The sequence below is a fragment of the uncultured Rossellomorea sp. genome (genome assembly GCF_947488365.1).
Taxonomy (GTDB): domain Bacteria; phylum Bacillota; class Bacilli; order Bacillales; family Bacillaceae_B; genus Rossellomorea.
This window is the reverse complement of record NZ_CANKZT010000001.1, coordinates 506,427-529,683: the sequence shown is the minus strand read 5'-3', so window position 1 is coordinate 529,683 and position 23,257 is coordinate 506,427. Positions and strand designations below refer to the sequence as shown.

The 23,257-nt window shown below is 40.5% G+C and carries 27 protein-coding genes; 26 read left to right on the top strand and 1 reads right to left on the bottom strand.

The genetic code is table 11. The features are described 5' to 3' along the window. Window positions 1-189: 189 nt before the first annotated feature. From Q1B03_RS02875 to Q1B03_RS02775, 21 genes are all read left to right on the top strand, one after another. Window positions 190-1,023 carry a heptaprenyl diphosphate synthase component 1 gene (locus tag Q1B03_RS02875; protein ID WP_299737995.1) on the top strand — a complete coding sequence of 278 codons (834 nt, stop codon included), beginning with the start codon at window positions 190-192 and terminating at the stop codon, window positions 1,021-1,023. 6 nt (window positions 1,024-1,029) lie between these two features. Next, a complete protein-coding gene (locus tag Q1B03_RS02870) occupies window positions 1,030-1,731 on the top strand; it encodes a demethylmenaquinone methyltransferase (protein WP_299737992.1) in 702 nt (233 codons plus the stop codon). A gap of 27 nt (window positions 1,732-1,758) precedes the next feature. Continuing rightward, on the top strand, window positions 1,759-2,721 hold the full coding sequence (hepT, locus tag Q1B03_RS02865) for a heptaprenyl diphosphate synthase component II (RefSeq protein WP_299737990.1): 963 nt from the start codon (window positions 1,759-1,761) through the stop codon (window positions 2,719-2,721). A 102-nt stretch (window positions 2,722-2,823) separates the two neighbouring features. Next, complete coding sequence (gene ndk / locus Q1B03_RS02860; RefSeq protein ID WP_299737988.1) at window positions 2,824-3,270, top strand: nucleoside-diphosphate kinase; 447 nt, start codon at window positions 2,824-2,826, stop codon at window positions 3,268-3,270. A gap of 135 nt (window positions 3,271-3,405) precedes the next feature. Next, window positions 3,406-4,179 (top strand): protein-glutamate O-methyltransferase CheR, encoded by a 774-nt coding sequence (locus tag Q1B03_RS02855; protein ID WP_299737985.1) that lies wholly within the window; start codon window positions 3,406-3,408, stop codon window positions 4,177-4,179. 213 nt (window positions 4,180-4,392) lie between these two features. Continuing rightward, window positions 4,393-5,565, top strand: a complete 1,173-nt coding sequence (gene aroC, locus Q1B03_RS02850; RefSeq protein ID WP_299737983.1) for a chorismate synthase — start codon at window positions 4,393-4,395, stop codon at window positions 5,563-5,565. 3 nt (window positions 5,566-5,568) lie between these two features. Beyond that, window positions 5,569-6,651 carry a 3-dehydroquinate synthase gene (gene aroB / locus Q1B03_RS02845; protein WP_299737981.1) on the top strand — a complete coding sequence of 361 codons (1,083 nt, stop codon included), beginning with the start codon at window positions 5,569-5,571 and terminating at the stop codon, window positions 6,649-6,651. A 77-nt stretch (window positions 6,652-6,728) separates the two neighbouring features. Continuing rightward, on the top strand, window positions 6,729-7,094 hold the full coding sequence (aroH, locus tag Q1B03_RS02840; RefSeq protein WP_299737978.1) for a chorismate mutase: 366 nt from the start codon (window positions 6,729-6,731) through the stop codon (window positions 7,092-7,094). A gap of 37 nt (window positions 7,095-7,131) precedes the next feature. After that, window positions 7,132-8,232, top strand: coding sequence for a histidinol-phosphate transaminase (gene hisC, locus Q1B03_RS02835; protein WP_299737976.1), 1,101 nt, complete (start codon window positions 7,132-7,134; stop codon window positions 8,230-8,232). A 78-nt stretch (window positions 8,233-8,310) separates the two neighbouring features. Further along, window positions 8,311-9,414 carry a prephenate dehydrogenase gene (locus tag Q1B03_RS02830; RefSeq protein ID WP_299737974.1) on the top strand — a complete coding sequence of 368 codons (1,104 nt, stop codon included), beginning with the start codon at window positions 8,311-8,313 and terminating at the stop codon, window positions 9,412-9,414. Window positions 9,415-9,426: 12 nt separating this feature from the next. Then, window positions 9,427-10,719 carry a 3-phosphoshikimate 1-carboxyvinyltransferase gene (gene aroA, locus Q1B03_RS02825; RefSeq protein WP_299737972.1) on the top strand — a complete coding sequence of 431 codons (1,293 nt, stop codon included), beginning with the start codon at window positions 9,427-9,429 and terminating at the stop codon, window positions 10,717-10,719. Between the two features lie 129 nt (window positions 10,720-10,848). Further along, window positions 10,849-11,745 (top strand): hypothetical protein, encoded by an 897-nt coding sequence (locus Q1B03_RS02820; protein ID WP_299737969.1) that lies wholly within the window; start codon window positions 10,849-10,851, stop codon window positions 11,743-11,745. Window positions 11,746-11,780: 35 nt separating this feature from the next. Continuing rightward, window positions 11,781-13,040 (top strand): lipopolysaccharide assembly protein LapB, encoded by a 1,260-nt coding sequence (locus Q1B03_RS02815; protein ID WP_299737967.1) that lies wholly within the window; start codon window positions 11,781-11,783, stop codon window positions 13,038-13,040. A 129-nt stretch (window positions 13,041-13,169) separates the two neighbouring features. Further along, a complete protein-coding gene (locus Q1B03_RS02810; protein ID WP_149156921.1) occupies window positions 13,170-13,709 on the top strand; it encodes a ReoY family proteolytic degradation factor in 540 nt (179 codons plus the stop codon). Between the two features lie 174 nt (window positions 13,710-13,883). Beyond that, entirely contained in the window at window positions 13,884-14,348 is a 465-nt protein-coding gene (locus tag Q1B03_RS02805) for a YpiF family protein (RefSeq protein WP_299737960.1), read from the top strand. 140 nt (window positions 14,349-14,488) lie between these two features. Then, entirely contained in the window at window positions 14,489-14,998 is a 510-nt protein-coding gene (locus Q1B03_RS02800; RefSeq protein WP_044336348.1) for a ubiquinol-cytochrome c reductase iron-sulfur subunit, read from the top strand. A 13-nt stretch (window positions 14,999-15,011) separates the two neighbouring features. Then, complete coding sequence (gene qcrB, locus Q1B03_RS02795) at window positions 15,012-15,686, top strand: menaquinol-cytochrome c reductase cytochrome b subunit (protein WP_044336350.1); 675 nt, start codon at window positions 15,012-15,014, stop codon at window positions 15,684-15,686. 48 nt (window positions 15,687-15,734) lie between these two features. Continuing rightward, entirely contained in the window at window positions 15,735-16,505 is a 771-nt protein-coding gene (locus Q1B03_RS02790) for a menaquinol-cytochrome c reductase cytochrome b/c subunit (RefSeq protein ID WP_113970697.1), read from the top strand. A gap of 64 nt (window positions 16,506-16,569) precedes the next feature. Then, window positions 16,570-17,166 carry a DUF1405 domain-containing protein gene (locus Q1B03_RS02785; protein ID WP_299737951.1) on the top strand — a complete coding sequence of 199 codons (597 nt, stop codon included), beginning with the start codon at window positions 16,570-16,572 and terminating at the stop codon, window positions 17,164-17,166. Between the two features lie 66 nt (window positions 17,167-17,232). Continuing rightward, complete coding sequence (gene ypjB, locus Q1B03_RS02780) at window positions 17,233-18,024, top strand: sporulation protein YpjB (RefSeq protein WP_299737949.1); 792 nt, start codon at window positions 17,233-17,235, stop codon at window positions 18,022-18,024. 59 nt (window positions 18,025-18,083) lie between these two features. Beyond that, window positions 18,084-18,764: a zinc metallopeptidase gene (locus Q1B03_RS02775; protein ID WP_299737947.1), complete on the top strand. Its 681-nt coding sequence runs from the start codon at window positions 18,084-18,086 to the stop codon at window positions 18,762-18,764. Between the two features lie 83 nt (window positions 18,765-18,847). Here the strand turns inward: Q1B03_RS02775 and Q1B03_RS02770 are convergent, their stop codons facing one another. After that, window positions 18,848-19,717 (bottom strand): YitT family protein, encoded by an 870-nt coding sequence (locus Q1B03_RS02770; RefSeq protein ID WP_299737945.1) that lies wholly within the window; start codon window positions 19,715-19,717, stop codon window positions 18,848-18,850. 101 nt (window positions 19,718-19,818) lie between these two features. On the opposite strand from Q1B03_RS02770, the gene Q1B03_RS02765 reads away from it, so the two are divergent. The 5 genes from Q1B03_RS02765 to bshA are packed head-to-tail and all read left to right on the top strand — an operon-like array spanning window position 19,819 to window position 23,238. Continuing rightward, window positions 19,819-20,232, top strand: a complete 414-nt coding sequence (locus Q1B03_RS02765; protein ID WP_299737943.1) for a nucleotide pyrophosphohydrolase — start codon at window positions 19,819-19,821, stop codon at window positions 20,230-20,232. Then, the gene (gene dapB / locus Q1B03_RS02760) at window positions 20,219-20,989 is read left to right on the top strand and encodes a 4-hydroxy-tetrahydrodipicolinate reductase (protein WP_299737941.1); all 771 of its coding nucleotides are present in this window, start codon (window positions 20,219-20,221) and stop codon (window positions 20,987-20,989) included. Before Q1B03_RS02765 ends, dapB begins: the two co-directional genes overlap by 14 nt. A gap of 12 nt (window positions 20,990-21,001) precedes the next feature. After that, window positions 21,002-21,409 (top strand): methylglyoxal synthase, encoded by a 408-nt coding sequence (mgsA, locus tag Q1B03_RS02755; RefSeq protein ID WP_299737939.1) that lies wholly within the window; start codon window positions 21,002-21,004, stop codon window positions 21,407-21,409. 1 nt (window position 21,410) lies between these two features. Next, window positions 21,411-22,112, top strand: a complete 702-nt coding sequence (bshB1, locus tag Q1B03_RS02750; RefSeq protein WP_299737937.1) for a bacillithiol biosynthesis deacetylase BshB1 — start codon at window positions 21,411-21,413, stop codon at window positions 22,110-22,112. 4 nt (window positions 22,113-22,116) lie between these two features. Next, window positions 22,117-23,238, top strand: coding sequence for an N-acetyl-alpha-D-glucosaminyl L-malate synthase BshA (gene bshA, locus Q1B03_RS02745; RefSeq protein WP_299737935.1), 1,122 nt, complete (start codon window positions 22,117-22,119; stop codon window positions 23,236-23,238). The last annotated feature ends 19 nt before the right edge of the window (window positions 23,239-23,257 follow it).

The window sequence follows — 23,257 nt, the reverse complement described above, 5'->3', positions numbered from 1 at the left end:
AGAATGTTCGTTCCAGAGGAGAACCGGGTGGGACTGACTAAGAAGATGTGACCTTCGTAGTCGTCCCCTTTGTTATACACAGGATTATAAAGGGGCAAGTCGGATTCCCTATTGTTGAAGATTTTATGGTATAATATTTAATGCTGAAATTTTTAGACCGATACATAGTAGAAATGGGGATTATAGGGTATGAAATTCATTGATTGTAACCATCAAGCGAATATCATTCATCAATACATAGAAGAGCAGTTACATCACTCTTATTTAAAGGAATACATCGATCAACCATACATTGATCGGGACCGGATTTATTTCCTGCTCCTTCCTTTTGTAAGTGGGGGACGGACCTTGAATAAAGAAGTTGTACAATGGATTTCGACTGCCATGTTATTGCAGATAGCCCTTGATACCCATGAAAAGGTTACAATCTCTGAGCTTGATCCATTGAAAGAGAGGCAGCTTACGGTTCTTGCAGGAGTATACTTTAGCAGCCTTTATTACAAAATCCTTGCTGACACAGATGATGTGGACCTTATCGCGACATTAGCGAAAGCGATTAAAGAGATTAACGAAAGCAAAATTTCCATCTACAAAGAGGAACATCAAAATCTTGATGAGCTAATGGCAAGCTTAAAGACAAGAGAATCAGCGATCGTTTCAAACTTCTTTCGTTTTTTTGAAGATGACAAATGGAGCATGATTGTTGAGCAAGCCCTTTTATACAAGAAGCTTGTCCAAGAGAGAATTTGTATTGAGCATGCACAGAATACGAGCTTCATAAAAGCGCTGTCGACTTTAACAAACGATTCATGCAGTGAAACACCGTCTTTAAAGCTAACGAAGGAAGAGTCCAGACATTTGCTTTCAAAGCTGGATAAATTAATCGCGTCAACGAAGAAAACAATTCAAACTCAGTTAGAGAACATAGAACCGGTAACACCATATTTTAAAAAGTTGATTGTAGAGCTATTGCCTTATGCTGAGCCTGAACCTATGACCAAACTATATGCGGAAGAAGGGTAAATTGAAATGCAGCAGTCCAAAGAACAAAAAGTCCACGGAGTATTTGAAAAAATATATTCCAATTATGATAAGATGAATTCGGTAATTAGTTTCCAGCAGCATAAAAAGTGGAGAAAAGACACCATGAAACATATGAATGTGAAGCCGGGCTCAAAGGCTCTGGACGTTTGCTGTGGAACCGCGGATTGGACGTTAGCTATAGGAGAAAAAGTCGGAGAAACGGGCAAGGTAGTGGGGCTGGATTTCAGTCAAAATATGCTCTCGATCGGCCGGGAGAAAGTAGAACATTCCCACCTGAACAATATCGAGCTCATTCACGGCAATGCTATGGAGCTGCCATTTGACGATAACACGTTTGATTATGTAACAATCGGGTTCGGCTTACGAAATGTACCCGATTACCTCCATGTTTTGAAAGAAATGAATCGTGTGGTAAAACCTGGTGGAATGGCTGTATGTCTTGAAACCTCTCAACCAACCATGTTCGGATTCAAGCAGATGTATTACTTGTATTTTCGCTTTGTGATGCCGGTGTTTGGAAAGATTTTTGCTAAGAGCTTTACTGAATACTCCTGGTTACAGGAATCGGCAAGAGATTTTCCGGGGATGAAAGAGCTTGCAAAGATGTTTGAAGAAGCCGGATTTAAAGATATACACGTGAAACCCTATAGTGGCGGAGTGGCTGCTATGCATTCAGGCAGAAAGTAAGAAATTCGTAAATTAGGTGGAAAAACTATGAAGCTAAACAGTATGTATTCGTTTCTAAAAACGGATATAGATGAAATTGAAAAGGAACTTGAAGTTGCGATTGAGTCAGAATCACAACTTTTACAAGAGGCGTCCCTTCACCTTCTACAAGCAGGTGGTAAAAGAATCCGACCTGTTTTCGTCTTGCTGTCTGCAAAATTCGGACAATATGATATTAACATTGTGAAAAATGTAGCAGTGGCTTTGGAGTTAATTCATATGGCATCCCTTGTTCACGATGACGTGATTGATGATGCAGAGTTAAGAAGAGGAAAGCCAACGATTAAAGCTCAATGGGACAATCGTATCGCCATGTATACCGGGGATTACATCTTTGCACGCGCTCTTGAGTATATGACGAATATTAAAGCACCTGAAGCGCATCAAATACTTTCTCACACCATTGTTGAAGTGTGTAAGGGTGAAATCGCTCAAATAAAAGATAAATATCGATTTGATCAAAACCTGAGAGATTACCTGCTCAGAATCAAACGTAAAACGGCTCTGCTTATTGCTGTAAGCTGCCAGATTGGTGCTATCTCTTCAGGGGCTCCTGCAGAAATCCATCGACGCCTATATCGCTTTGGTTATAATGTGGGGATGAGCTTTCAGATTACAGATGATATATTAGATCTTACAGCAAGTGAGGAAGAACTTGGAAAGCCTGCTGGCAGTGACCTTTGGCAAGGGAATATCACCCTGCCGATTTTATATGCAATGGAAAAACCTGAACTTAAAACAAAGATTGAAAGAGTGACTGAATATACTTCTCCAGAAGAGATGAAAGAAATCATTTCGTCCATCTTGGCGACCGATGCGATAGATCGATCCCATCAGCTTAGTAGAATGTATTTGGACAGGGCGTTGGAAGATCTGAATCATCTCCCTTACAACCGTGTGAAGAAAACATTAAAAAATATTGCAAACTTTATTGGTAAGAGAAAATATTAAGAAAATTTAAAATGGAAACGTTGCCAAAAACCCCAATCAGTGTTACTATTTTCGTGGGATGTCCTTAGGACTTCTATACATACATATTTAGGAGTGGGGAAGATGGAAAAGACATTTTTAATGGTAAAGCCGGACGGCGTACAAAGAGGGTTAATCGGTGATATCGTATCACGTTTCGAAAAAAAGGGCTTTCAATTAGTTGGAGCAAAGCTTATGAGTATTTCAAATGAGCTAGCTGAAGAGCATTACGGTGAGCACAAGGAAAGACCATTCTTTGGAGAACTTGTTGACTTCATTACTTCTGGACCTGTGTTTGCGATGGTTTGGCAAGGTGAAAACGTCATCACCACAGCTCGTGGAATGATGGGCGCTACAAATCCTAAGGATGCTGCTCTTGGTACAATCCGAGGTGACTACGGCTTAACAGTCGGAAAGAATATCATCCATGGTTCTGACTCTGCTGAAAGCGCTGTTAGAGAAATCGCATTATTCTTTAAAGAAGAGGAACTAATTGAATATTCTAAGTTAATGAATGAGTGGGTTTATTAATCTTCGTACAATATTTAGAAAAGCAAGTCGTTTAAGACGACTTGCTTTTTTTGCTTGTTGGATTAACTTTTCTCATGAATGTTCGATATAGTTAATATAGATATATACTTAAAAGGTGCAAAGAGAGTGAATCCTATGTCCAATGATTATAATGAATTTATACAGGGGATAAAACGCAAAACGGGAATTGATTTATCCCTTTACAAAGAAGCCCAAATGAAGCGGAGATTAACGGCCCTATACGAAAAGAGGGGATACGGAAGTTTTCAAGAGTTCTTCAGTAGCATGACACGGGACAGAGAGGAAATGGAAGAATTCCTGGATCGGATGACGATTAACGTTACAGAGTTCTACCGCAACTACAAGCGGTGGGAAGTACTTGAGAAGAAAATTTTACCGAGACTGTTACGTGAACAGAAAACCCTTAAAGTCTGGAGTGCAGCCTGTTCTACCGGGGAAGAGCCCTACACCCTTGCGATGATGCTGTCAAGGTACATACCCCTTTCTCAAATATGCATCAACGCTACAGACATTGATAAGAATGCGATTCAGCGAGCGAAGAACGGTATCTATCCAGAGCGATCACTAAATGAGGTCCCAAGAGAGATGATAGCCCGATTTTTCACTCAAGAACCTCCCTTTTTTAAACTGAATGAAGAAATTAAGAGAGTCGTTACATTTAAGCAACAGAACCTTTTGGTTGACCCGTTTGAGGAGAACTATGACTTGATCGTTTGCAGAAATGTGTTAATTTATTTTACAGAAGAAGCAAAAAACATCTTATATAAAAAATTCAATGCTTCACTAAAAACTGGCGGCGTACTATTTGTAGGAAGTACAGAACAAATCTTTAACCCTTCTCAATATGGCTTTGAAACAGAAGACACTTTCTTCTACAAAAAAATATAAAAACGACGATGTAATCTGCATATAGTGGACGGCTGAATTGTTCCTTTCGAGTAACAATTCAGCTAATGCGTTCATATATAGTGGGTTCACATCGTTTTTTAATCTCAGGGAAAGAGATTGTTAGAAAATTTTTAAACTTAAGGACTAGGAAATGACATAAATTCTATGTTATATTGGTACATAATTCTTTAACGAGTTGAAGGGGGAAAGTAAATGAGATACTTAACATCTGGAGAATCACATGGACCACAATTAACGACCATCATTGAAGGGCTGCCTGCTGGAATGCCTTTAGTAGCAGAGGATATCAATGATAACCTGGCAAGAAGGCAAAAAGGGTATGGTCGTGGTCGAAGAATGCAAATCGAAAAAGATCAGGCCTCCATTGTAGGGGGAGTTAGACATGGATATACTCTGGGATCTCCTTTAGGACTGGTTGTGGAGAATAAAGACTGGACTCACTGGACGAAAGTAATGGGTATCGAAGCTCTCGAGCCTGGAGAAGAAGAAGAGGTAAAGAGAAAGATTTCAAGACCAAGACCGGGGCATGCAGATCTCGTTGGTGGCATGAAATATGGACATAGGGACCTGAGGAATGTATTAGAAAGGTCTTCAGCGAGAGAAACGACTGTTAGAGTGGCGGCAGGAGCCGTTGCCAAAAAATTGTTAAAGCTATTAGGTATCGAGGTTGTCGGTCATGTTCTTGAAATAGGTGGTATTAAAGCAGAGAAACTACACTATGATTCTATCAGTGAACTCAAGTATATAACCGAAGAATCTCCGGTAAGATGCCTGGATGAAGAAGCGGCACAAAAAATGATGGACTTAATAGATCAGGCGAAACAAAATGGAGATTCCATTGGTGGGGTTGTGGAAGTCATCGTAGAAGGTATGCCCTCAGGAGTTGGAAGTTACGTTCATTATGACCGCAAGCTTGATGCGAAGATTGCCATGGCAGTGATGAGTATAAACGCATTCAAAGGGGTTGAATTCGGCTTAGGATTTGAAATGGCCCGAAAACCGGGAAGTGAAGTTCACGATGAAATCGCCTGGAGTGAAGAACAAGGGTACTACCGAAAAACAAATCGTTTAGGCGGTTTTGAAGGCGGCATGACGACTGGAATGCCGATCCGTGTAAAAGGTGTCATGAAGCCCATTCCTACCCTATATAAACCATTGCAAAGCGTGGATATTGAAACGAAGGAACCATTTAAAGCAAGCATTGAGAGATCGGATAGCTGTGCGGTACCTGCTGCCAGCGTAGTGGCAGAAGCCGTAGTTGCATGGGAGCTTGCGTCTGCTATTGTAGAACAATTTCACAGTGATCAATTCGATAAGCTTTCTGAAGATATCAATAGACAACGTCAAGAATCAAGGGAGTATTAATGAATGAAACATGTAACCATTCAAACTGCTTCCAAAACGTATGAAGTGAAAATTGGAGTAGAAATGACGAATGAAATTGTTTCTTTTATTAAAAAGTCCTTTCCTGATATTTCTAAGTTATGGATCATTGCTGATAAAGAGGTCTACAAGCTTCATGGAGCAGCTTTCTCAGAGATTTTAAGTCAATCTTATGAAGTGACGATTTATGAGGCTCCTAAAGGCGAACACGCGAAAAGCTTCGCCATTTATGAAGATGCCATCACACATGGGCTGAAAAATCATGTCGATCGAAGGTCGCTGGTGATAGCATTCGGAGGCGGGGCCATCGGTGATCTTGCTGGTTTCGTCGCTTCCACCTATATGAGGGGAATCCCATTCATAGGCGTCCCTACAACGATACTGGCTCATGATAGTGCTGTCGGAGGGAAGGTTGCGATTAATCATCCCCTGGGTAAAAACATGGTAGGGCAGTTTTATCAGCCTGAAGGTGTGTTTTTTGATTTAGATTATTTTACAACTTTACCCAGAACTGAAGTGCTATCAGGATTCTCTGAAGTGATCAAGCATGCTTTTTTATCCGATCGATCCTTTTTACAAGAATTAATGAATTCGTTCCATTCTCCGGAAAAAATGGATAAGGAATTTTTAACAGATTCCCTAATGAAAGGGATTCGTGTAAAAGGGGATATTGTTTCAAAGGACGAAAGAGAGTCGAATATACGAGCTTTTTTAAATTTTGGACATACGTATGGGCACGCTGTTGAAAGTGCCAGCGGCTACGGAAATCGCACACATGGTGAATCGGTAATGATCGGGATGATCTTTGCTCTGTATCTTAGTGAACAGTACTGCGGACTTTCATTTAATCTACAAGAATTTATTAAATGGGTCACTACACTTGGCTACAATCTAAACATTCCGCCTCATATCACATTTGACAAATTATATGAGGGAATGAGACATGATAAGAAATCCCAATATGGAAAACCTGTTTTTGTGTTATTGAAGGATATTGGCGAGCCAGTAATGGTGAAGGTATCTGCCGGGGATTTAAGACGGGCAGATGAGTTTATCCGCCAGTTGTAAAGCCTACTCTGGATATAATTAAACCAGCACTAACAAATAGAGAGTTTTTAATAAAAGGAGAAAAAGGGTGTGGAAGAATGATCAGGGGAGTTCGAGGCGCCACTACAACGGATTGTGATAATGAAAAGGAGGTTCTCCTTTCAACTGAAAGTCTCTTAAAGGAAATGATTTTACATAATAATATTATGGCAGAGGATGTTGCATCTGTATTTATTTCTGCCACGAGTGATATTACGAGCGTATTTCCGGCTAAAGCATTAAGAAGGTTCGAAGAATGGAAATATGTACCCGTTATGTGTATGCAAGAGTTGGATGTCCCGCATGGATTGTCATACTGTATTAGAGTGATGATTCACTATAATACATCAACACCTCAGAAAGACATTCAACATATTTACATGAAAAATGCAGTCAGCTTACGGCCTGACTTGAAAGATAACTAGCCTCTCTTTAATGAAAACGACTGAAAGGAAGTTAAACATGAAGTGGAAATCTCAGATTCAAAATCTTAAAGCATACCAGCCCGGGAAAACGATGGATGATGTGAAAGAACTATTCAATCTTGAGAAAGTAGTGAAGCTTGCTTCAAATGAAAATCCATTTGGATGCTCAAAGAAGGTGGAAACCTTTTTAAAAACAAACGCTTTTTCACATGCCATTTATCCCGACGGCTACGCGAAAGAATTGCGTATGAAGGTGGCTGAACAGCTATCTGTGGGCCCTGGACAATTACTGTTCGGGAATGGTTCAGATGAAGTGATTGAGATCATATCAAGAGCTTTATTAGACGGTGATAAGAGCACGGTGATGGCTACACCGACCTTCCCTCAGTATAAGCACAATGCCATTGTTGAAGGAGCGGAGATAAGGGAAGTTCCCCTTGATCCGGCTGGTAAACATCAGTTAACCAAAATGCTTGCTGAAATTGATGAAACTACCTCAGTCGTTTGGCTTTGTTCACCAAACAATCCAACAGGGGAATATATTCGCAGTGAAGAGCTAATTTCATTTCTGGATGCTGTTCCTGCACATGTATTAGTCGTATTGGATGAAGCCTATTATGAATATGTTGTGGCCGAGGATTACTATGATTCATTGGAATTATTAAAATCGTACCCTCAATTATTAATTACACGTACTTTCTCAAAGGCATACGGATTAGCAGGCTTTAGAGTAGGATTCGGAATTGCGAATGAAGATGTGATTAGGAAATTGGAGCCAATCCGTGAACCGTTTAATAATAATGCTTTAGGTCAAGGAGCCGCTGCCGCAGCCGTTGAAGACCAGGAGTTTATTAGAGAATGCAGGGATCACAATCGTAAAGGGCTGGAACAGTATTACCAGTTCTGCCGGGAACACGGTCTACATTTTATTCCATCACAAGCAAACTTTGTGTTAATCGATTTCGGTGTTAGCGGTGATGATGTGTTTCAATACTTAATGAGCAAAGGGTACATTGTGCGTTCCGGAGAGGCTCTGGGGTATCCTAACTCTGTAAGGGTAACCGTCGGCTCTCATGAACAAAACGAAGAGGTTATTGAAAAAATGAAGGAGTTTTTAGTCCTTCAAAACCGAGTGTAAGAAGGAAAATGATGGTCGGAAGGGCTTCGCTATGTGAGCCCTTTCCGACTTTTTTCAAATCATATGAGGGGGACAATTATGAAAGGGACGGTATTGGTCATTGGCATGGGTTTAATCGGAGGATCATTGGCGCTCTGTATCAAGAGCGAACACCCCGATGCTAAAATCATTGGCCATGATGTTAATCATAAAGAATTAAGGTTGGCGAGGTCACTGGGAATTATCGATGAAATGTCTCTTTCCTTACAGTCTGCTGCTGAAAAAGCGGATCTCATCATCATTTCCACTCCAGTATTTCAAACTGAAAGGATCATTGAGCAATTTCAATCATTCGCCTTGAAAGAAACGGTTTTAATCACCGACACGGGGAGCACGAAAGAACAAATTATGATGTGTTCCGAGCAGCTGACTTCAAAAGGTTTTCAATTTATTGGTGGTCATCCAATGGCGGGTTCTCATAAAAGCGGTGTTGCAGCCGCTAAAAAAATCTTATTTGAAAATGCCTTTTATATGCTGACTCCCAGTCCTGATGCTTCTAACAAAAAAGTGGAAGAGCTTCAAAAGTGGCTGAAAGGTACTAATGCCAAATTTCTGATCGTAGAACCAAAGGAACACGATGAATTAACGGGTACGATTAGTCACTTTCCACATATTGTAGCCGCTTCTCTTGTTCATCAGGCGAAAGAGTCATCTGTACAGCACCCATATTTGCGACGACTGGCTGCTGGCGGTTTCCGTGATATTACACGGATTGCCTCGTCTAACCCGACAATGTGGAAGGATATCACGCTCCAGAACAGAACGGTGTTGCTTTCTCTCCTCGAACAATGGAAATCAGAGATGGATGAGGTAATGACCATCATCGAAGAGAACGATTCACAGAAAATCTTTGATTACTTTAGTGAAGCGAAAACCTTTCGAGATGATCTCCCAATCCTTGAAAAAGGGGCAATTCCTTCGTTCTATGACCTATTTGTTGATGTACCGGATTATCCGGGGGTGATTTCTGAAGTTACAGCTTACCTCGCACATGAAAACATAAGCTTAACAAACATTAGAATCCTGGAAACGAGAGAAGATATTTACGGAGTATTAGTCATTAGCTTTCAAACACTGGAAGATAGAGAAAGAGCTTTAAACTGTTTAAAAGAAAATACGGGCTATGAATTATTCTTAGGATAAAGGGTGATAAGGATGGAAGGAAAGAAGAAATTAATAAACCCCCAAAAAGGCCTTAATGGAGAACTGCAGGTCCCTGGGGATAAATCTATTTCCCACCGGGCTGTTATGTTTGGTTCAGTCGCTGAAGGAAAAACGGTTATACATAATTTTCTTATGGGAGAGGATTGTTTAAGCACAATCGAATGCTTCCGTAAGTTAGGCGTAGACATTAAAGTGACAGAGGAAAAAGTAATTGTCACGGGCGAAGGATGGGATCATTTAACAGAACCACAGGACATCCTGGATGTAGGAAACTCGGGTACCACGACTCGTCTTATCATGGGGATTTTGGCAGGAAGACCATTTCATTCAATCCTTATTGGGGATGACTCGATTGCTAAACGCCCAATGAAAAGAGTGACGGAACCATTAAAGAAGTTTGGAACAATAATAGACGGTCGTTCGGAAGGTAACTATACTCCATTGTCGATTCGGGGGGGTAACCTTAGAGGGATTCAATATACATTGCCTGTAGCCAGTGCACAGGTGAAATCTGCCCTACTATTAGCAGGACTTCAGGCTGAAGGAACAACTGAAATTGTAGAGCCGGAAAAAACGAGAAATCATACGGAAAAAATGATCATCGAATTTGGGGGTCATATCGAGAGGCATGGAGATACAATCAAAGTAAAGGGCGGTCAGGTATTGAAAGGGACTGAAGTCTATGTCCCAGGAGATATTTCTTCAGCAGCCTTCTTTATGGTAGCCGCTGCAATCGTACCTGATAGCAGAGTGCTTCTGAAAAATGTCGGTCTTAACGAAACCCGTGTAGGGATTGTAGAAGTGATGAAGCAAATGGGGGCATCCATAGAAATAATGGAGAGTTCGAAAGATGGAGAACCGATAGGTGATATTCTGGTGGAATCTTCTGATCTTACTGGCATTGAAATTGGGGGTGACCTGATTCCTTCGTTAATTGATGAAATTCCTGTTATCGCTTTGTTAGCTTCCCAGGCAAAGGGGAAGACAACCATTAAGGATGCAGAAGAATTAAAAGTTAAGGAAACAAATCGTATCGATGCCATTGTTCAAGAGCTCGGGAAGCTTGGGGCTGACATTCAAGGAACAGAGGACGGGATGATCATTGAAGGGAAAACGCCATTACATGGCGGTGAGGTCCATTCCTGGGGTGATCACAGGATTGGTATGACACTGGCTGTAGCTTCTTTAATAACGGATTCTGACGTCTATCTTGAAGGAGCGGGTGCAGTGAACATTTCGTATCCAGCATTCTTTGAGCATATAAATCATCTGATAAAGAAATAATGTACAGTAACTCTTTGAGGGAGGTGTTTGGACTGGGGTTTAGTCCTTTCACCTCTCCTTTTATATGAATGCATAGCATGATTTCATCACTTCTTTCATAGCTTGTCTATAAAGGAAGGTGATGGTGATTTGAGTACGTATATTATTGAAAATGCGAATTGGGTAAAAGATTCCAAAGTCACTCAAACTTCTTTGCTGGTTAAAGACGATAAAATATCGGCCATAAGAGACAGCTTTTCTTATTATCGCTACATGAGGATGGATGTTTCATCTTTTATGATGACTCCCGGACTTGTAATGTGTGATTTAGAGGTACCTAAAGGGACGGAATTTCTTTCAATCAAGAATTATTACGTAGATGAATTTATCAATAAAGGGTGTACCACAGTGCTAACGGCATTTGATTTAAAGTACGAATTTGAATTTCAAACTAAATTAAATGAACGCAAAACCTCCTTGTTTAACAGTCCCCTTGACTACACGATAGGGTTAAAAACATCCGCAAATCTTATTACTCCAACGATTATTCGGTCATGCAAAAGACATAAGATTCCTGTCGTCTGGATTAATATAGACGAAATTGAACCATTCAAAGAAATTCGCTGGGGATGGATCAAAGGTTTTTTATATGATTACCCTATTACTTTTGTCCCTTTTTTTACGACAAACATAGACAAAAAAACAAAAATAAAGCATCTTAAAATATGGCAAAATTCGATGAGAATCGAGAAAATCCCTCATCTTTCAAATGAAATTATCCAAAAAGAACCAATGTCATTAGATAAACTGAAGAAAATTGGAATATACCCCCTTAGAGGAAATTTTTTAGTAGGTGGAGAAATAAGTTATAACCTCTATATGAAAGTCGAAGGGGAGGGTGCTGAGCCCTTAGCATTTCAAACCGATCATCATGTGCTAAAATGTACAATGAACAAAGGAAAATATTATTACTTAAATAATAGAGGCTATTTTTATCCCGGGGCGGGTGAAGAACTAATCATTCAAACACCGGGTTACTTTATTTAAATGAATATAAGCTTTTTTATAGAAAGGGATTGACCATGTCATACGCTGAACGAATGTTATCTTCTTTAGAAGAAGGAAAATTGGAAGAAGCACAGAAAGAGTATAAGCAAGCATTGAAATTTGGAAGTCATGAAGAGAAATTCAGCCTGGCTGAAGAATTACACCATTTAGGGTTTCTTGATGAAGCAAAAGAATTGTATGAAAATCTCCTCCAGTACTATCCGGGCGAGGGAGAGCTCCTGATTGAACTTGCAGAAGTGCTGGTGGAAATGGATAACGAAGAAGAAGCAATAGACAAACTGGCAGAATTAGATGAAGAAGATCCAATCTATCCAAGAGCATTGCTTCTCTTGGCAAATTTATATCAAATCCAAGGCTTATTTGAGGTAAGTGAACAAAAGCTTTTACAAGCCAAGAAGTTATTACCCGATGAGCCCGTCATTGATTTTGGCCTGGGGGAATTATATTCTGAAACAGGCAGGTTCCTGGAAGCAATCAGGCACTTTCATACTCTTATCCAGAAAGGGACCAGTGAGATTGGTGGTACAAATGTTCATCAAAGATTAGCGGAAGCTTATAGTGTAGGGGGAGCCTTTGAAGAGGCTTTAACACATTACGAAGAGGCACTTAAAGATCATCTTGAAATAAATACCCTGTTCGGATATGCCTTTACCGCATATCAGGCTGGATTCTACGAAAAAGCCATTGAAAAGTTTGTTTCCGTTAAAGAGTTAGACCCGGAATATCATTCGGTGTATTTATTATTAGCGAGGTCCTATGAACATGAAGAAATGCTGCAGGAAAGCCTTGAAACCATACAAGAAGGCGTAAAGCAGGATGAATACAACAAGGAACTGAATTTGTTTGGTGGGAAGGTTTCCTTGAAGCTTGGATTAGAAAAAGAGGCGGAAGCTTTTTTAAGAGAAGCCTTAGCATTAGATCCTGGTTATGTAGAAGCGGCTTTGGTTATTAATAAATTGTTTTTTACACAGGATCGATTCGATGATGTATTGGAAATTGCCCAGATGCTTACGGTTGAAGGGGAAGAAGAGCCTCAAATCAACTGGGACCTTGCAAAGGCCTATGAAGGGCTTGAACAATATAATCATGCATTAAAACAATACCGTATTGCATATACTTACTTTAAGAATCATCAAGAGTTTTTAATAGAGTACGGACAATTTTTAGTAGAAGAAGGACTCAGAGGTGAAGCGATAGAAGTATATAAACACCTGATTGAAATGGATCCTTCAAATGACGAGTGGCAGGAGTTAATTGAAAGATTACAAGACTAATCGACGTCGGTGGTACAAAGGGATTTGACTGGTGTGTAAGCACATGAGAACACCTTAGAGTTGCTAACGTTTTTAATTGTCAAAAGGAAAACGGACCTTATAAAAGGATTCTGCAGAGGAGGGAAAACCATGACCACCCCTGTTTCTGTCAACGAGAAGAAAGAATTTATTCGCTGGTTTTTAAACCGATATCAACTAAAAAGAAGAGAATGTGTGTGGATACTAAATTACCTGATGAGTCATGATCAATTAATGAAAAAAGTTCATTTTGTGGAAGAATCTCAGTACTGTCCCAGGGGGCTTGTGATGTCCACGCATTGTGTTGAGGATGTGCCATTCCGCTTCTATAAAGAAAATATTATGACAACAGATGCAGAAAAGTCATTTCACGACATTCGTTTAAATAAGGACGAAGATATTTACATTCAATTGAACTTCAGTAAGGCAAACTCAAGTTATCAATTTGCAGCTGTACTTGAAGAAAACCCGTTTATGCCAAAGTATTTATTGATTAATGAAAAAGACAGGATTGTCGCTGAGCAGTTCCTTAAAGACAGTTTGCAAACCTTTCAACGTGACCGTTTGCTAAAGGCCATTGATCAGGCTCTTGATACCGGAGATGAAAAATCCTTTAAGAAGTTAACTCAAGAATTGAATAGCTTAAGCTAAAAGCTCGAATGAAGAGAAAGGTACATCTCTTCATTCGAGCTTTTTTGCAGATGCAAATAAATAGGATGAAGGTTTATGGAGCATACTATTGTAAAAAGTGAAATCGCTTTTAAACGAGTGTTATAAAGTGATATGATGGGAAGTGAAAAATGAAAGACGAAACGAGGGTTTTAAATGAATTGGAACGTAAAAGATATTGAAGTCTTTGAATCTGAAAAAGAATACATAGATACTGCTGTCATTCCGATGGTTCCTGTTGATTTTGGGAAGGATATCAAAGTATCTGCAGCACAATCTGAATTTATCACTCTACTCACCTTTCACCTTGAAAGACAATTTAAAGGTAGAATGATCATGACGCCGGCATTTACGTATGGAATGTCTGCTTCCAGGATGGACGAGGTTTTGAGATTAACCCAGTGGGCCGAGGATTTAAGTGACAGTGGAGTGAAGCATACGTTCTTTCTGACATCGGACAGCGAGTGGAAAAAGGTAGAGGATGACTTGCATGACCGCTTGATTTGGGTGCCCTCCATACCGCTTGAGCATTTAGATGAGCAGTACAAACATTCCATCATGGAAGATCAAGTGAAGCAGCTCTTAAATGTGATTGTACAAAAATGGCAAAAAAATTCATAAAAACTTCACATTGTGTCCATCATTTAGATTAGAGAGTTATTGACCTTGTATAGAGTTTAATATATCATAGTTATGTCCTAGTTTTATATTTGTGCGAAATATGTCCGATGGACTTACCTTACGATAGAGGGGGGAAAAGGATGAGCAAACATCGTGTATCTAGACGTCAATTCCTTAACTATACACTTACGGGTGTAGGCGGTTTCATGGCGGCAGGAATGTTAATGCCGATGGTTCGATTTGCTGTAGATCCAGTATTAAAAACTTCAGCTGCTGGAGAATTTAAAGCGACAAAGCAAAAAGTTTCAGAGTTAACGAATGAACCAGTACGTGTCGATTTCTCTTATGAACAAAAAGATGCGTGGTACACATCAGAAGTAACACAAACTGCATGGGTTTATAAGAACAAAGAAGGAAATGTTGTTGCTCTTTCACCAGTATGTAAGCATCTTGGATGTACTGTTAACTGGGCGGGCGACAAGAGTAACCCAAACAAGTTCTATTGCCCTTGTCATGGTGGTTTGTATGAGAAAAACGGGAAAAATGTTCCTGGTACACCACCGACAGCACCGTTGGATGTATATCCAACAAAAGAAAAAGACGGTATTTTATACCTTGGACAACCTGAACCAAATAAATATGTTAAGTAAGGGGGCGTAATCTGTGCTGAACAAAATCTATGATTGGGTTGACGAGCGTTTGGACATTACGCCTTTGTGGCGCGATATTGCGGATCACGAAGTACCTGAACATGTAAACCCTGCGCATCACTTTTCAGCGTTTGTTTACTGCTTTGGTGGATTAACATTCTTCGTTACCGTAATTCAAATTTTATCTGGGATGTTCCTGACAATGTACTATGTTCCAGATATTAAAAACGCTTGGGAATCTGTGTACTACCTGCAAAATGAAGTTGCATTTGGACAAATTGTCCGTGGAATGCATCACTGGGGAGCTAGTTTGGTTATCGTAATGATGTTCTTACATACACTACGTGTCTTCTTCCAAGGTGCATACAAAAAACCTCGTGAACTGAACTGGGTTGTTGGAGTACTTATTTTCTTCGTAATGTTAGGACTTGGTTTCACTGGTTACTTATTACCGTGGGATATGAAAGCGCTATTCGCTACGAAGGTTGGTATTGAAATCGCAGCTGCTACACCATTTATTGGTGAGCAAGTGAAGATCTTACTCGCAGGAGATTCTTCTATCATTGGTGCACAAACACTAACAAGATTCTTCGCTATTCATGTATTCTTCCTGCCTGCAGCATTGCTTGGACTTATGGGAGCTCACTTCTTGATGATTCGTAAGCAAGGTATTTCAGGACCACTATAAGATACGAACATAAATTAATAAACCTTAAATTAGAAGGAGGGGGACGCTATGCATCGAGGAAAAGGGATGAAGTTTGTAGGGGACTCACGTGTACCTGCAGACAGAAAGCCGAATATTCCTAAAGATTATTCGGAGTTCCCTGGAAAAACAGAGGCTTTCTGGCCAAACTTCTTACTAAAAGAATGGTTAGTTGGAGCTGTTTTCCTAATCGGTTATCTATGTTTAACGGTTGCTCATCCATCACCGTTAGAGCGTGTTGCCGATCCAACAGATACTGGATATATTCCATTACCTGACTGGTATTTCTTATTCTTATACCAATTACTTAAATACACATATGCATCTGGACCTTATAATGTTATTGGAGCGTTCGTTATTCCTGGAATCGCATTTGGAGCGCTTTTACTTGCTCCATTTATCGACGTAGGACCTGAACGTCGCCCAACGAAACGTCCATTCGCAGTAGGATTCATGTTATTGGCACTTGCAGCAACGTATTTCTTAACTTGGGAATCAGTTGTGACTCATGATTGGGAAGCAGCGAAGGAACAAGGTAAGATTCAGGCTGAAGTGGATATTGATAAAGAATCTGAAGGGTATAAAATCTATGCAGACCAGAAAAATGGTTGTATTAACTGTCATGGTGAAAATCTGCAAGGTGGAGCGGGACCTTCTTTAGTTGCAACTGGCCTCTCACCTGAAGAAGTAGCGGATATTGCCAAAAACGGTAAACCACCAGGCATGCCTGCAGGGTTATTTAAAGGATCAGACGAAGAGCTGGATAAACTGGCTGAATTCATCTCTGGTTTAAAAGAATAAATAGTGAAAAAGGGCCGGCTTACGTTGGCTCTTTTTTTTCTACTTGAAAGAGAGGATAAAGTAAATGTTCTGGATCATGTCCATCTTGAAGAACAAAACGTTTCTATGGTTCCTTCTCATTGTGAATTTGTTTGGAACAATATACGGTTATCTATGGTATATCCCTCAACTACGAAATACTCCCTCGCAATTTTTAGTGTTTGTTCCCGACAGCCCGACAGCCAGCCTGTTTTTTTGTTTCGTTCTCGTAGCATTTTTACTGAATCGCAATTGGCCATTATTTGAAGTGTTAGCCATTATCACCCTATTTAAATATGGGATATGGGCCGTGATCATGAATCTGTTAACACTGTGGGTTTCCGGTGATTTACCTTGGGAAGGTTATATGCTCATGGCGTCACATGGTGCAATGGCGGTCCAAGGGATATTGTATTCTTCCTTTTACCGGGTCAAGATATGGCATATTGTTGCAGGTGGAATCTGGACGATCCATAATGACATAATCGATTACGTCTACATGCAGTTTCCTGTTTACTCCAGATTGTATATGTACATACAGCATATTGGATATTTCACTTTCTGGTTAAGTATTGTATCAATCGCAATCGCTTATTACTTTACCCAAAAAACGAAACGATTAAATATTCATACGATGCCATAGTCGTTTTTTGGTCTACTCTTGTCCACCCTTTCATAAACTTTACTAGTAGTTTTAGGGGGGACAAGTATGAAATTTATCCAATTCTTTATCGCGCTGTTCTTTTTTCTCATTTTAATACCTCACCCATTAAATGCAGTAGAGTCGACGTCTCCGATGAACGAGCTTGATGAAGTTGCAGACCAGGCCTTGCAAATGACAAAGGCTGGAAGATATGAAGAAGCGAAACATCTACTGGTTTATTTCTCTGATGAATTTGCGGCTTTGAGTGCCCAACGGTCTTTTTCAATGGATGAGCTTAGAATTCTCACCATCTCACATAATCTGGCAGTGGAGAGTATTAATCAAACCTCTGCTGACATGGAGCAGAAGGTGAACGCCGTTACAAAGTTCCGCCTTGTGATGGATGCTTTAAGCAGTCAATATCAGCCATTGTGGGTCGAAATGGAAGACCCGATAATGGAAGCATTTAATGGAGTGAAGTCGGCAGCGGAAAATGGAAATGTAGATGAATACCATACCACATTGAATATGTTCTTATCGAAATATAATATTATTCAACCAAGTATTAAATTAGATATTCCGATCGAACGCGCTCAAGCACTGGACGCAAGAATTTCTTACTTGGATCATTACCGGCAAGACGTGTTGGAAAGTACGGAAACAATGACCGAATTAACATCCTTGGAAACTGACCTAGAGAAACTGTTTGAGAATAAACAAGAGGATGAAGCAGATCCTTCCCTTTGGTGGGTGATCATATCAACCGGCAGTATCATTGTCTCTACATTATCTTATGTAGGTTGGAGAAAATATAAAGGACAAGGGGAAGCAAAAAAGTCAGAGCGTCAAAAAAATTGACAGCGCGCTTTTAGCACTATAAAATTTAGGTATCTAAACATCTGGAGGTTATTGCGATAATGGCAGGATTTTTAATTTACTTTTTACTCATTGCTCTTATTCCAATCGGAGCTCAAATGCGTGTAAAGAGTACGTTTAAGAAATATTCAAGAGTGGCCACCACCTCAGGTATGACCGGCAGGGAGATGGCTAGAAGGATTCTCGACGACAATGGACTATACAACGTGAAGGTCGTGGAAGGCAGAGGTTTTTTAAGTGACCACTACAATCCGATTACCAAAACGGTTGCATTGTCACCTGATAACTATCATGGACATTCTGTAGCGGGAGCGGCTGTGGCGGCCCATGAAGTCGGACATGCGATTCAAGATGCTGAAAGCTATGCATTTTTACGATTCCGCCATGCTTTGGTTCCAGTTGCTAATATTGGTTCCAATATGTCCTGGATCTTCTTACTGATCGGAATGTTCACTCAAATGACTGGAATGTTCCTACTTGGTATCATTCTGATGGCAGCGGGGGTTGTGTTCCAATTAATCACCCTTCCTGTAGAATTCAACGCTTCTTCCCGGGCGATGAATCAGATCGTTTCACTTGGTCTGATCCGGAATGAAGAAGAACGGCATGCACGTAAAGTATTGAACGCCGCGGCGATGACATATGTAGCTGCTGCTGCAGTTGCGGTTATTGAATTACTTAGACTTGTATTAATCTTTACCGGGATGAATGGTGACGATTGATTCTAAATAAAGAAGAAGCTGGACTCTAGTTTTGAGCCCAGCTTCTTTTTGTCTGAAAATGGATTTAGATGGTTGAATACTTATTAGTCATGCAAAGGATTTTTATCTGCATCTAACGTAAAGCCTTCACCGAGTACGTCGTGCACGACGGTGACGGAGACGAAGGCGTGTGGATCGACGCTCGTGATAATATTTTTGAGCCGGACGATTTCATTTTTACCAACCACGCAGTAGAGCACTTCACGCTCTTGTTTCGTAAACGAACCATGCCCTCTTAAAATGGTTACTCCCCGATCCATTTTTTCATTGATGACGCTCGCGATTTCTTCATGGCTATCGGAAATGATCATGGCTCCTCTGGCTGAGTATGCCCCTTCCTGCATGAAGTCAATGACCCTTGCCGCAACGAATACAGCTACCAGTGTATACATGGCTTCCCTGTATTCCAGGTACGTAATGAGAGATGCCCCAATGACGACGGCGTCAAACATAAACATCGTTTTCCCCATGCTCCATCCTATGTACTTATGGGCGAGTCGAGCGATGATATCAACGCCGCCTGTCGTACCGCCATATCTGAAAATGATGCCAAGACCCACCCCAATAAAGACACCTGCAAACAATGCTGCCAGAAACAGATCGCCTTCGAGGTTGATCCTCATTTGATATCTTTGGAAAATCCATAGAAATACAGAAAGACTAACGGTTCCGATTACAGTATAATAAAAAGCTTTCTTACCGAGAAGCTTCCATCCTAAGAAAAATAGGGGTATATTTAATGCTAGGTTGGAGTAAGACGGATCAATGTCAAATAAAAAATAAAGGATAAGTGTTATTCCGGTAAACCCGCCTTCAGCCAGCTTATTTTGGATATTAAAATGGACAAGACCAAATGCGAATATGGCTGACCCCAACAGGATAAATAGTATATTTTTAAAACGTAATCCCAACATCTTTGATTCCCTCCTTCTCTTCGTATTATCTCGTTGACAGAGACATTATATAAGAAGAGAAACAAACTAGCAATGAAGAGTTTATAAATCAAACGTAATATTTGTCAAACGGCAAGGATTTAGCTAACATGATAGGAGATAATGAAGGAGTGAGGCTTCCTATGGATAATAAAAAATCGATGGAGCAATTACAAAAAGAAGTAGATCAATACATAGGTCAATTTAAAGAGGGATACTTCAGTCCACTAGCAATGATTGCGAGGCTCACTGAGGAACTTGGTGAGCTGGCGAGAGAAGTGAATCATTACTATGGAGAAAAACCTAAAAAGAATTCAGAAGAAGAAAAAACGATTGAGGAAGAACTGGGGGATTTATTGTTTGTTGTCATCTGCTTGGCAAACTCCCTGGATATTAGTCTGGAAGAGGCCCACAATCGTGTAATGCATAAATTTAACACAAGAGATAAAGATCGTTGGACAAGAATCGAAGGTAGGGATGAAGATGGAACAAATTAACATAACCATTGCAGGACCAAGAGGAAGAATGGGGAAAGAAGCTGTTCAGTTAGTTAGAGATACGAAACATTTTACGCTTATTAGTGTGATTGATTATAAGCAAGAAGTAAATATAGATGTACCGGTATACGCCGATATCGAAACATGCTTTCAGGCTCAAACACCACACGTGCTTATCGACCTGACAACTCCAGAGGTGGGTTATCACCATACGAAAACAGCCCTCGAATACGGTGTTAGACCAGTTGTGGGAACGACAGGTTTTTCTACAGAAGAATTAAATGAATTAAAGATCCTGGCAGAATCAAAGTCATTGGGATGTATCATTGCACCTAATTTTGCGATTGGTGCGGTGCTCATGATGAAATTTTCCCAGATGGCCGCTAAATATTTTGACGATGTGGAAATCATTGAATTACATCACGATCAAAAACTGGATGCTCCTTCAGGGACTGCCGTTAAGACAGCCGAAATGATCAGGGAAGTGAGAGAATCGAAGCAGCAGGGGCATCCTGATGAAAAAGAAACACATCCAGGTGCAAGGGGAGCAAATGTTGACGGCATGCACATCCATAGTGTTCGCCTTCCGGGATTGATTGCTCATCAACAGGTGATGTTGGGAGCAGAAGGTCAGACTTTATCGATTCGTCATGACTCTTTTAACAGGGGAAGCTTCATGTCTGGAGTGAAGGTTTCCGTTGATACGGTCATGAAGCTGGATACACTTGTGTACGGGCTGGAAAATATTTTAGATTAAAGGGTGAGTGTTATGAATATCGCATTAATAGCTCATGATAAGAAAAAAGATGATCTGATTCGTTTTGTATTAGCTTATAAGCCGATAATTGAGAAACACGCTCTTTTTGCTACAGGGACAACGGGAAAGAGAATTGGAGAAGAAACGGGATTATCTGTCCATCGTTTCCGGTCAGGTCCCCTGGGAGGAGACCAGGAAATAGGCTCGTATATTGCCAATAATAATATGGATCTTGTTCTGTTTTTTAGAGATCCTTTAACAGCTCAACCCCATGAACCAGATGTATCTGCCCTCATCAGACTGTGTGATGTATATTCAGTCCCATTAGCAACGAATATGGGAACAGCTGAAGTACTGGTGAAAGGGTTGGATAGAGGGGATATCGAGTGGCGAAGTGTGGTAAAGGATAAGGAGGAGTAACGTGGATCAACAAGTTGACATCCTTGCATTCGGAGCTCATGCCGACGATGTGGAGATCGGAATGGGCGGCACCCTTGCAAAATATGCAGCTGAAGGAAAGAAGATTGTGATTTGCGATCTGACAGAGGCAGAACTTTCTTCAAATGGGACGGTTTCTTTACGAAAAGAGGAAGCAAGATCAGCTGCACGCATATTGGGTGCCAGCAAGAGAGAAACCCTGGATATTCCTGATAGGGGAATTTACATAACAGATGAAAATATTCAGAAAGTGGTTAACGTGATCAGAATGCACAAACCGAAAGCGGTATTTGCTCCATATGATCAGGATCGTCATCCTGATCATGGAAATGCGGCACGCTTGATTAAAGAAGGTTTTTTCTCAGCTGGAATTAGGAAGTTCCATTCCGCAAGCCCGGCCCATAAAGCGGATAATCTGTATTTTTATATGATCAACGGTTTTCACAAACCTCAATTTGTAGTGGACATCGAGGCACATATGCATACGAAGATTCGTAGCTTAGAAGCATATTCGAGTCAGTTTACCCAAGGATTTGAAGGAGTGTCTACTCCTTTGACAGAAGGGTACATTGAAGCGGTTGAAGCAAGGGAGCGAATGATGGGGAAAGAAGCCGGATTACGATATGCTGAAGGATTCTTCTCCTATAATACCCTTATATTGCATCATGATTTGTTAGGAGATTAATGGTATGAAAATGAAAATAGGAATTACCTGCTATCCCACCGTTGGTGGCTCAGGCGTAGTAGCTACGGAACTGGGTAAATTATTAGCAGAGAAAGGCCATGAAATTCACTTTATTACCTCGAGCATTCCATTTCGGTTAAATAAAATGTATCACAACATATACTTTCATCAAGTGGAAGTGAGTCAGTATTCAGTTTTTCAATATCCACCTTACGATATAGCACTGGCGAATAAAATGGCAGAAATTATAGAACGTGAGAAACTGGACATTCTTCATGTGCATTATGCGATCCCACATGCAGTCTGTGCCATTTTGGGTAAGCAAATGTCTGGTAAAGATGTAAAGATTGTTACCACCCTGCACGGCACCGATATTACCGTACTTGGTTATGATCCTTCTTTAACAAAAGCGATTCGTTTCGGTATTGAAAAGTCTGATGTGGTCACTGCGGTTTCTTCCGCTTTGGTGAAACAAACCAATGATTTAATCCAACCGGATAAAGAAATTCAAACGGTCTATAATTTCATAGACGAGAGAGTGTATAAGGCGGTAGATTCTCAGCATCTTAGAAATGAATATGGAATTAAAGACTATGAAAAGGTCATTATCCATGTTTCCAACTTTCGCGGCGTGAAAAGGGTAACAGATGTTGTAGCTGCATTCAACCTTATACAAAACGAGATTCCCGCCAAACTTCTCCTTGTTGGGGACGGACCTGAAATGACGGTGATTTGCAAACAGGTGAGAGAACTCGGATTAGAGGATCGAGTCCTGTTCCTTGGAAAACAGGATAATTTAGAAGAACTTTATTCGATTAGTGATATTAAGCTGCTGCTTTCAGAAAAAGAAAGCTTTGGATTGGTAGCCCTGGAGGCAATGGCTTGCGGCGTGCCGAGCATTGGGACGAATGTAGGAGGCATTCCTGAAGTAATTGAGGACGGATACAATGGCTTTATATGTGAAATCGGGAACGTCTCTCAGGTTGCAGAAAAGTCGTTGGAATTACTGACAGATGAGAAGCTTCATAATGAACTCTCGCGGAATGCACTACAAACGGCGAGAACTAAATTTCACTCCAGCAAGATTGTCAAAGAGTATGAACAGATCTACCAAGAGCTTCTATAATAAACAGTCGGAAGGTAAA

Excerpts from the sequence above, each read along its gene's own strand:
- Q1B03_RS02875 (WP_299737995.1), top strand. The coding sequence starts at position 190 with ATGAAATTCATTGATTGTAACCATCAAGCGAATATCATTCATCAATAC.
- Q1B03_RS02870 (WP_299737992.1), top strand. The coding sequence starts at position 1,030 with ATGCAGCAGTCCAAAGAACAAAAAGTCCACGGAGTATTTGAAAAAATA.
- hepT (WP_299737990.1), top strand. The coding sequence starts at position 1,759 with ATGAAGCTAAACAGTATGTATTCGTTTCTAAAAACGGATATAGATGAA.
- ndk (WP_299737988.1), top strand. The coding sequence starts at position 2,824 with ATGGAAAAGACATTTTTAATGGTAAAGCCGGACGGCGTACAAAGAGGG.
- Q1B03_RS02855 (WP_299737985.1), top strand. The coding sequence starts at position 3,406 with ATGTCCAATGATTATAATGAATTTATACAGGGGATAAAACGCAAAACG.
- aroC (WP_299737983.1), top strand. The coding sequence starts at position 4,393 with ATGAGATACTTAACATCTGGAGAATCACATGGACCACAATTAACGACC.
- aroB (WP_299737981.1), top strand. The coding sequence starts at position 5,569 with ATGAAACATGTAACCATTCAAACTGCTTCCAAAACGTATGAAGTGAAA.
- aroH (WP_299737978.1), top strand. The coding sequence starts at position 6,729 with ATGATCAGGGGAGTTCGAGGCGCCACTACAACGGATTGTGATAATGAA.
- hisC (WP_299737976.1), top strand. The coding sequence starts at position 7,132 with ATGAAGTGGAAATCTCAGATTCAAAATCTTAAAGCATACCAGCCCGGG.
- Q1B03_RS02830 (WP_299737974.1), top strand. The coding sequence starts at position 8,311 with ATGAAAGGGACGGTATTGGTCATTGGCATGGGTTTAATCGGAGGATCA.
- aroA (WP_299737972.1), top strand. The coding sequence starts at position 9,427 with ATGGAAGGAAAGAAGAAATTAATAAACCCCCAAAAAGGCCTTAATGGA.
- Q1B03_RS02815 (WP_299737967.1), top strand. The coding sequence starts at position 11,781 with ATGTCATACGCTGAACGAATGTTATCTTCTTTAGAAGAAGGAAAATTG.
- Q1B03_RS02810 (WP_149156921.1), top strand. The coding sequence starts at position 13,170 with ATGACCACCCCTGTTTCTGTCAACGAGAAGAAAGAATTTATTCGCTGG.
- Q1B03_RS02805 (WP_299737960.1), top strand. The coding sequence starts at position 13,884 with ATGAATTGGAACGTAAAAGATATTGAAGTCTTTGAATCTGAAAAAGAA.
- Q1B03_RS02800 (WP_044336348.1), top strand. The coding sequence starts at position 14,489 with ATGAGCAAACATCGTGTATCTAGACGTCAATTCCTTAACTATACACTT.
- Q1B03_RS02790 (WP_113970697.1), top strand. The coding sequence starts at position 15,735 with ATGCATCGAGGAAAAGGGATGAAGTTTGTAGGGGACTCACGTGTACCT.
- Q1B03_RS02785 (WP_299737951.1), top strand. The coding sequence starts at position 16,570 with ATGTTCTGGATCATGTCCATCTTGAAGAACAAAACGTTTCTATGGTTC.
- ypjB (WP_299737949.1), top strand. The coding sequence starts at position 17,233 with ATGAAATTTATCCAATTCTTTATCGCGCTGTTCTTTTTTCTCATTTTA.
- Q1B03_RS02775 (WP_299737947.1), top strand. The coding sequence starts at position 18,084 with ATGGCAGGATTTTTAATTTACTTTTTACTCATTGCTCTTATTCCAATC.
- Q1B03_RS02770 (WP_299737945.1), bottom strand. The coding sequence starts at position 19,717 with ATGTTGGGATTACGTTTTAAAAATATACTATTTATCCTGTTGGGGTCA.
- dapB (WP_299737941.1), top strand. The coding sequence starts at position 20,219 with ATGGAACAAATTAACATAACCATTGCAGGACCAAGAGGAAGAATGGGG.
- mgsA (WP_299737939.1), top strand. The coding sequence starts at position 21,002 with ATGAATATCGCATTAATAGCTCATGATAAGAAAAAAGATGATCTGATT.
- bshA (WP_299737935.1), top strand. The coding sequence starts at position 22,117 with ATGAAAATGAAAATAGGAATTACCTGCTATCCCACCGTTGGTGGCTCA.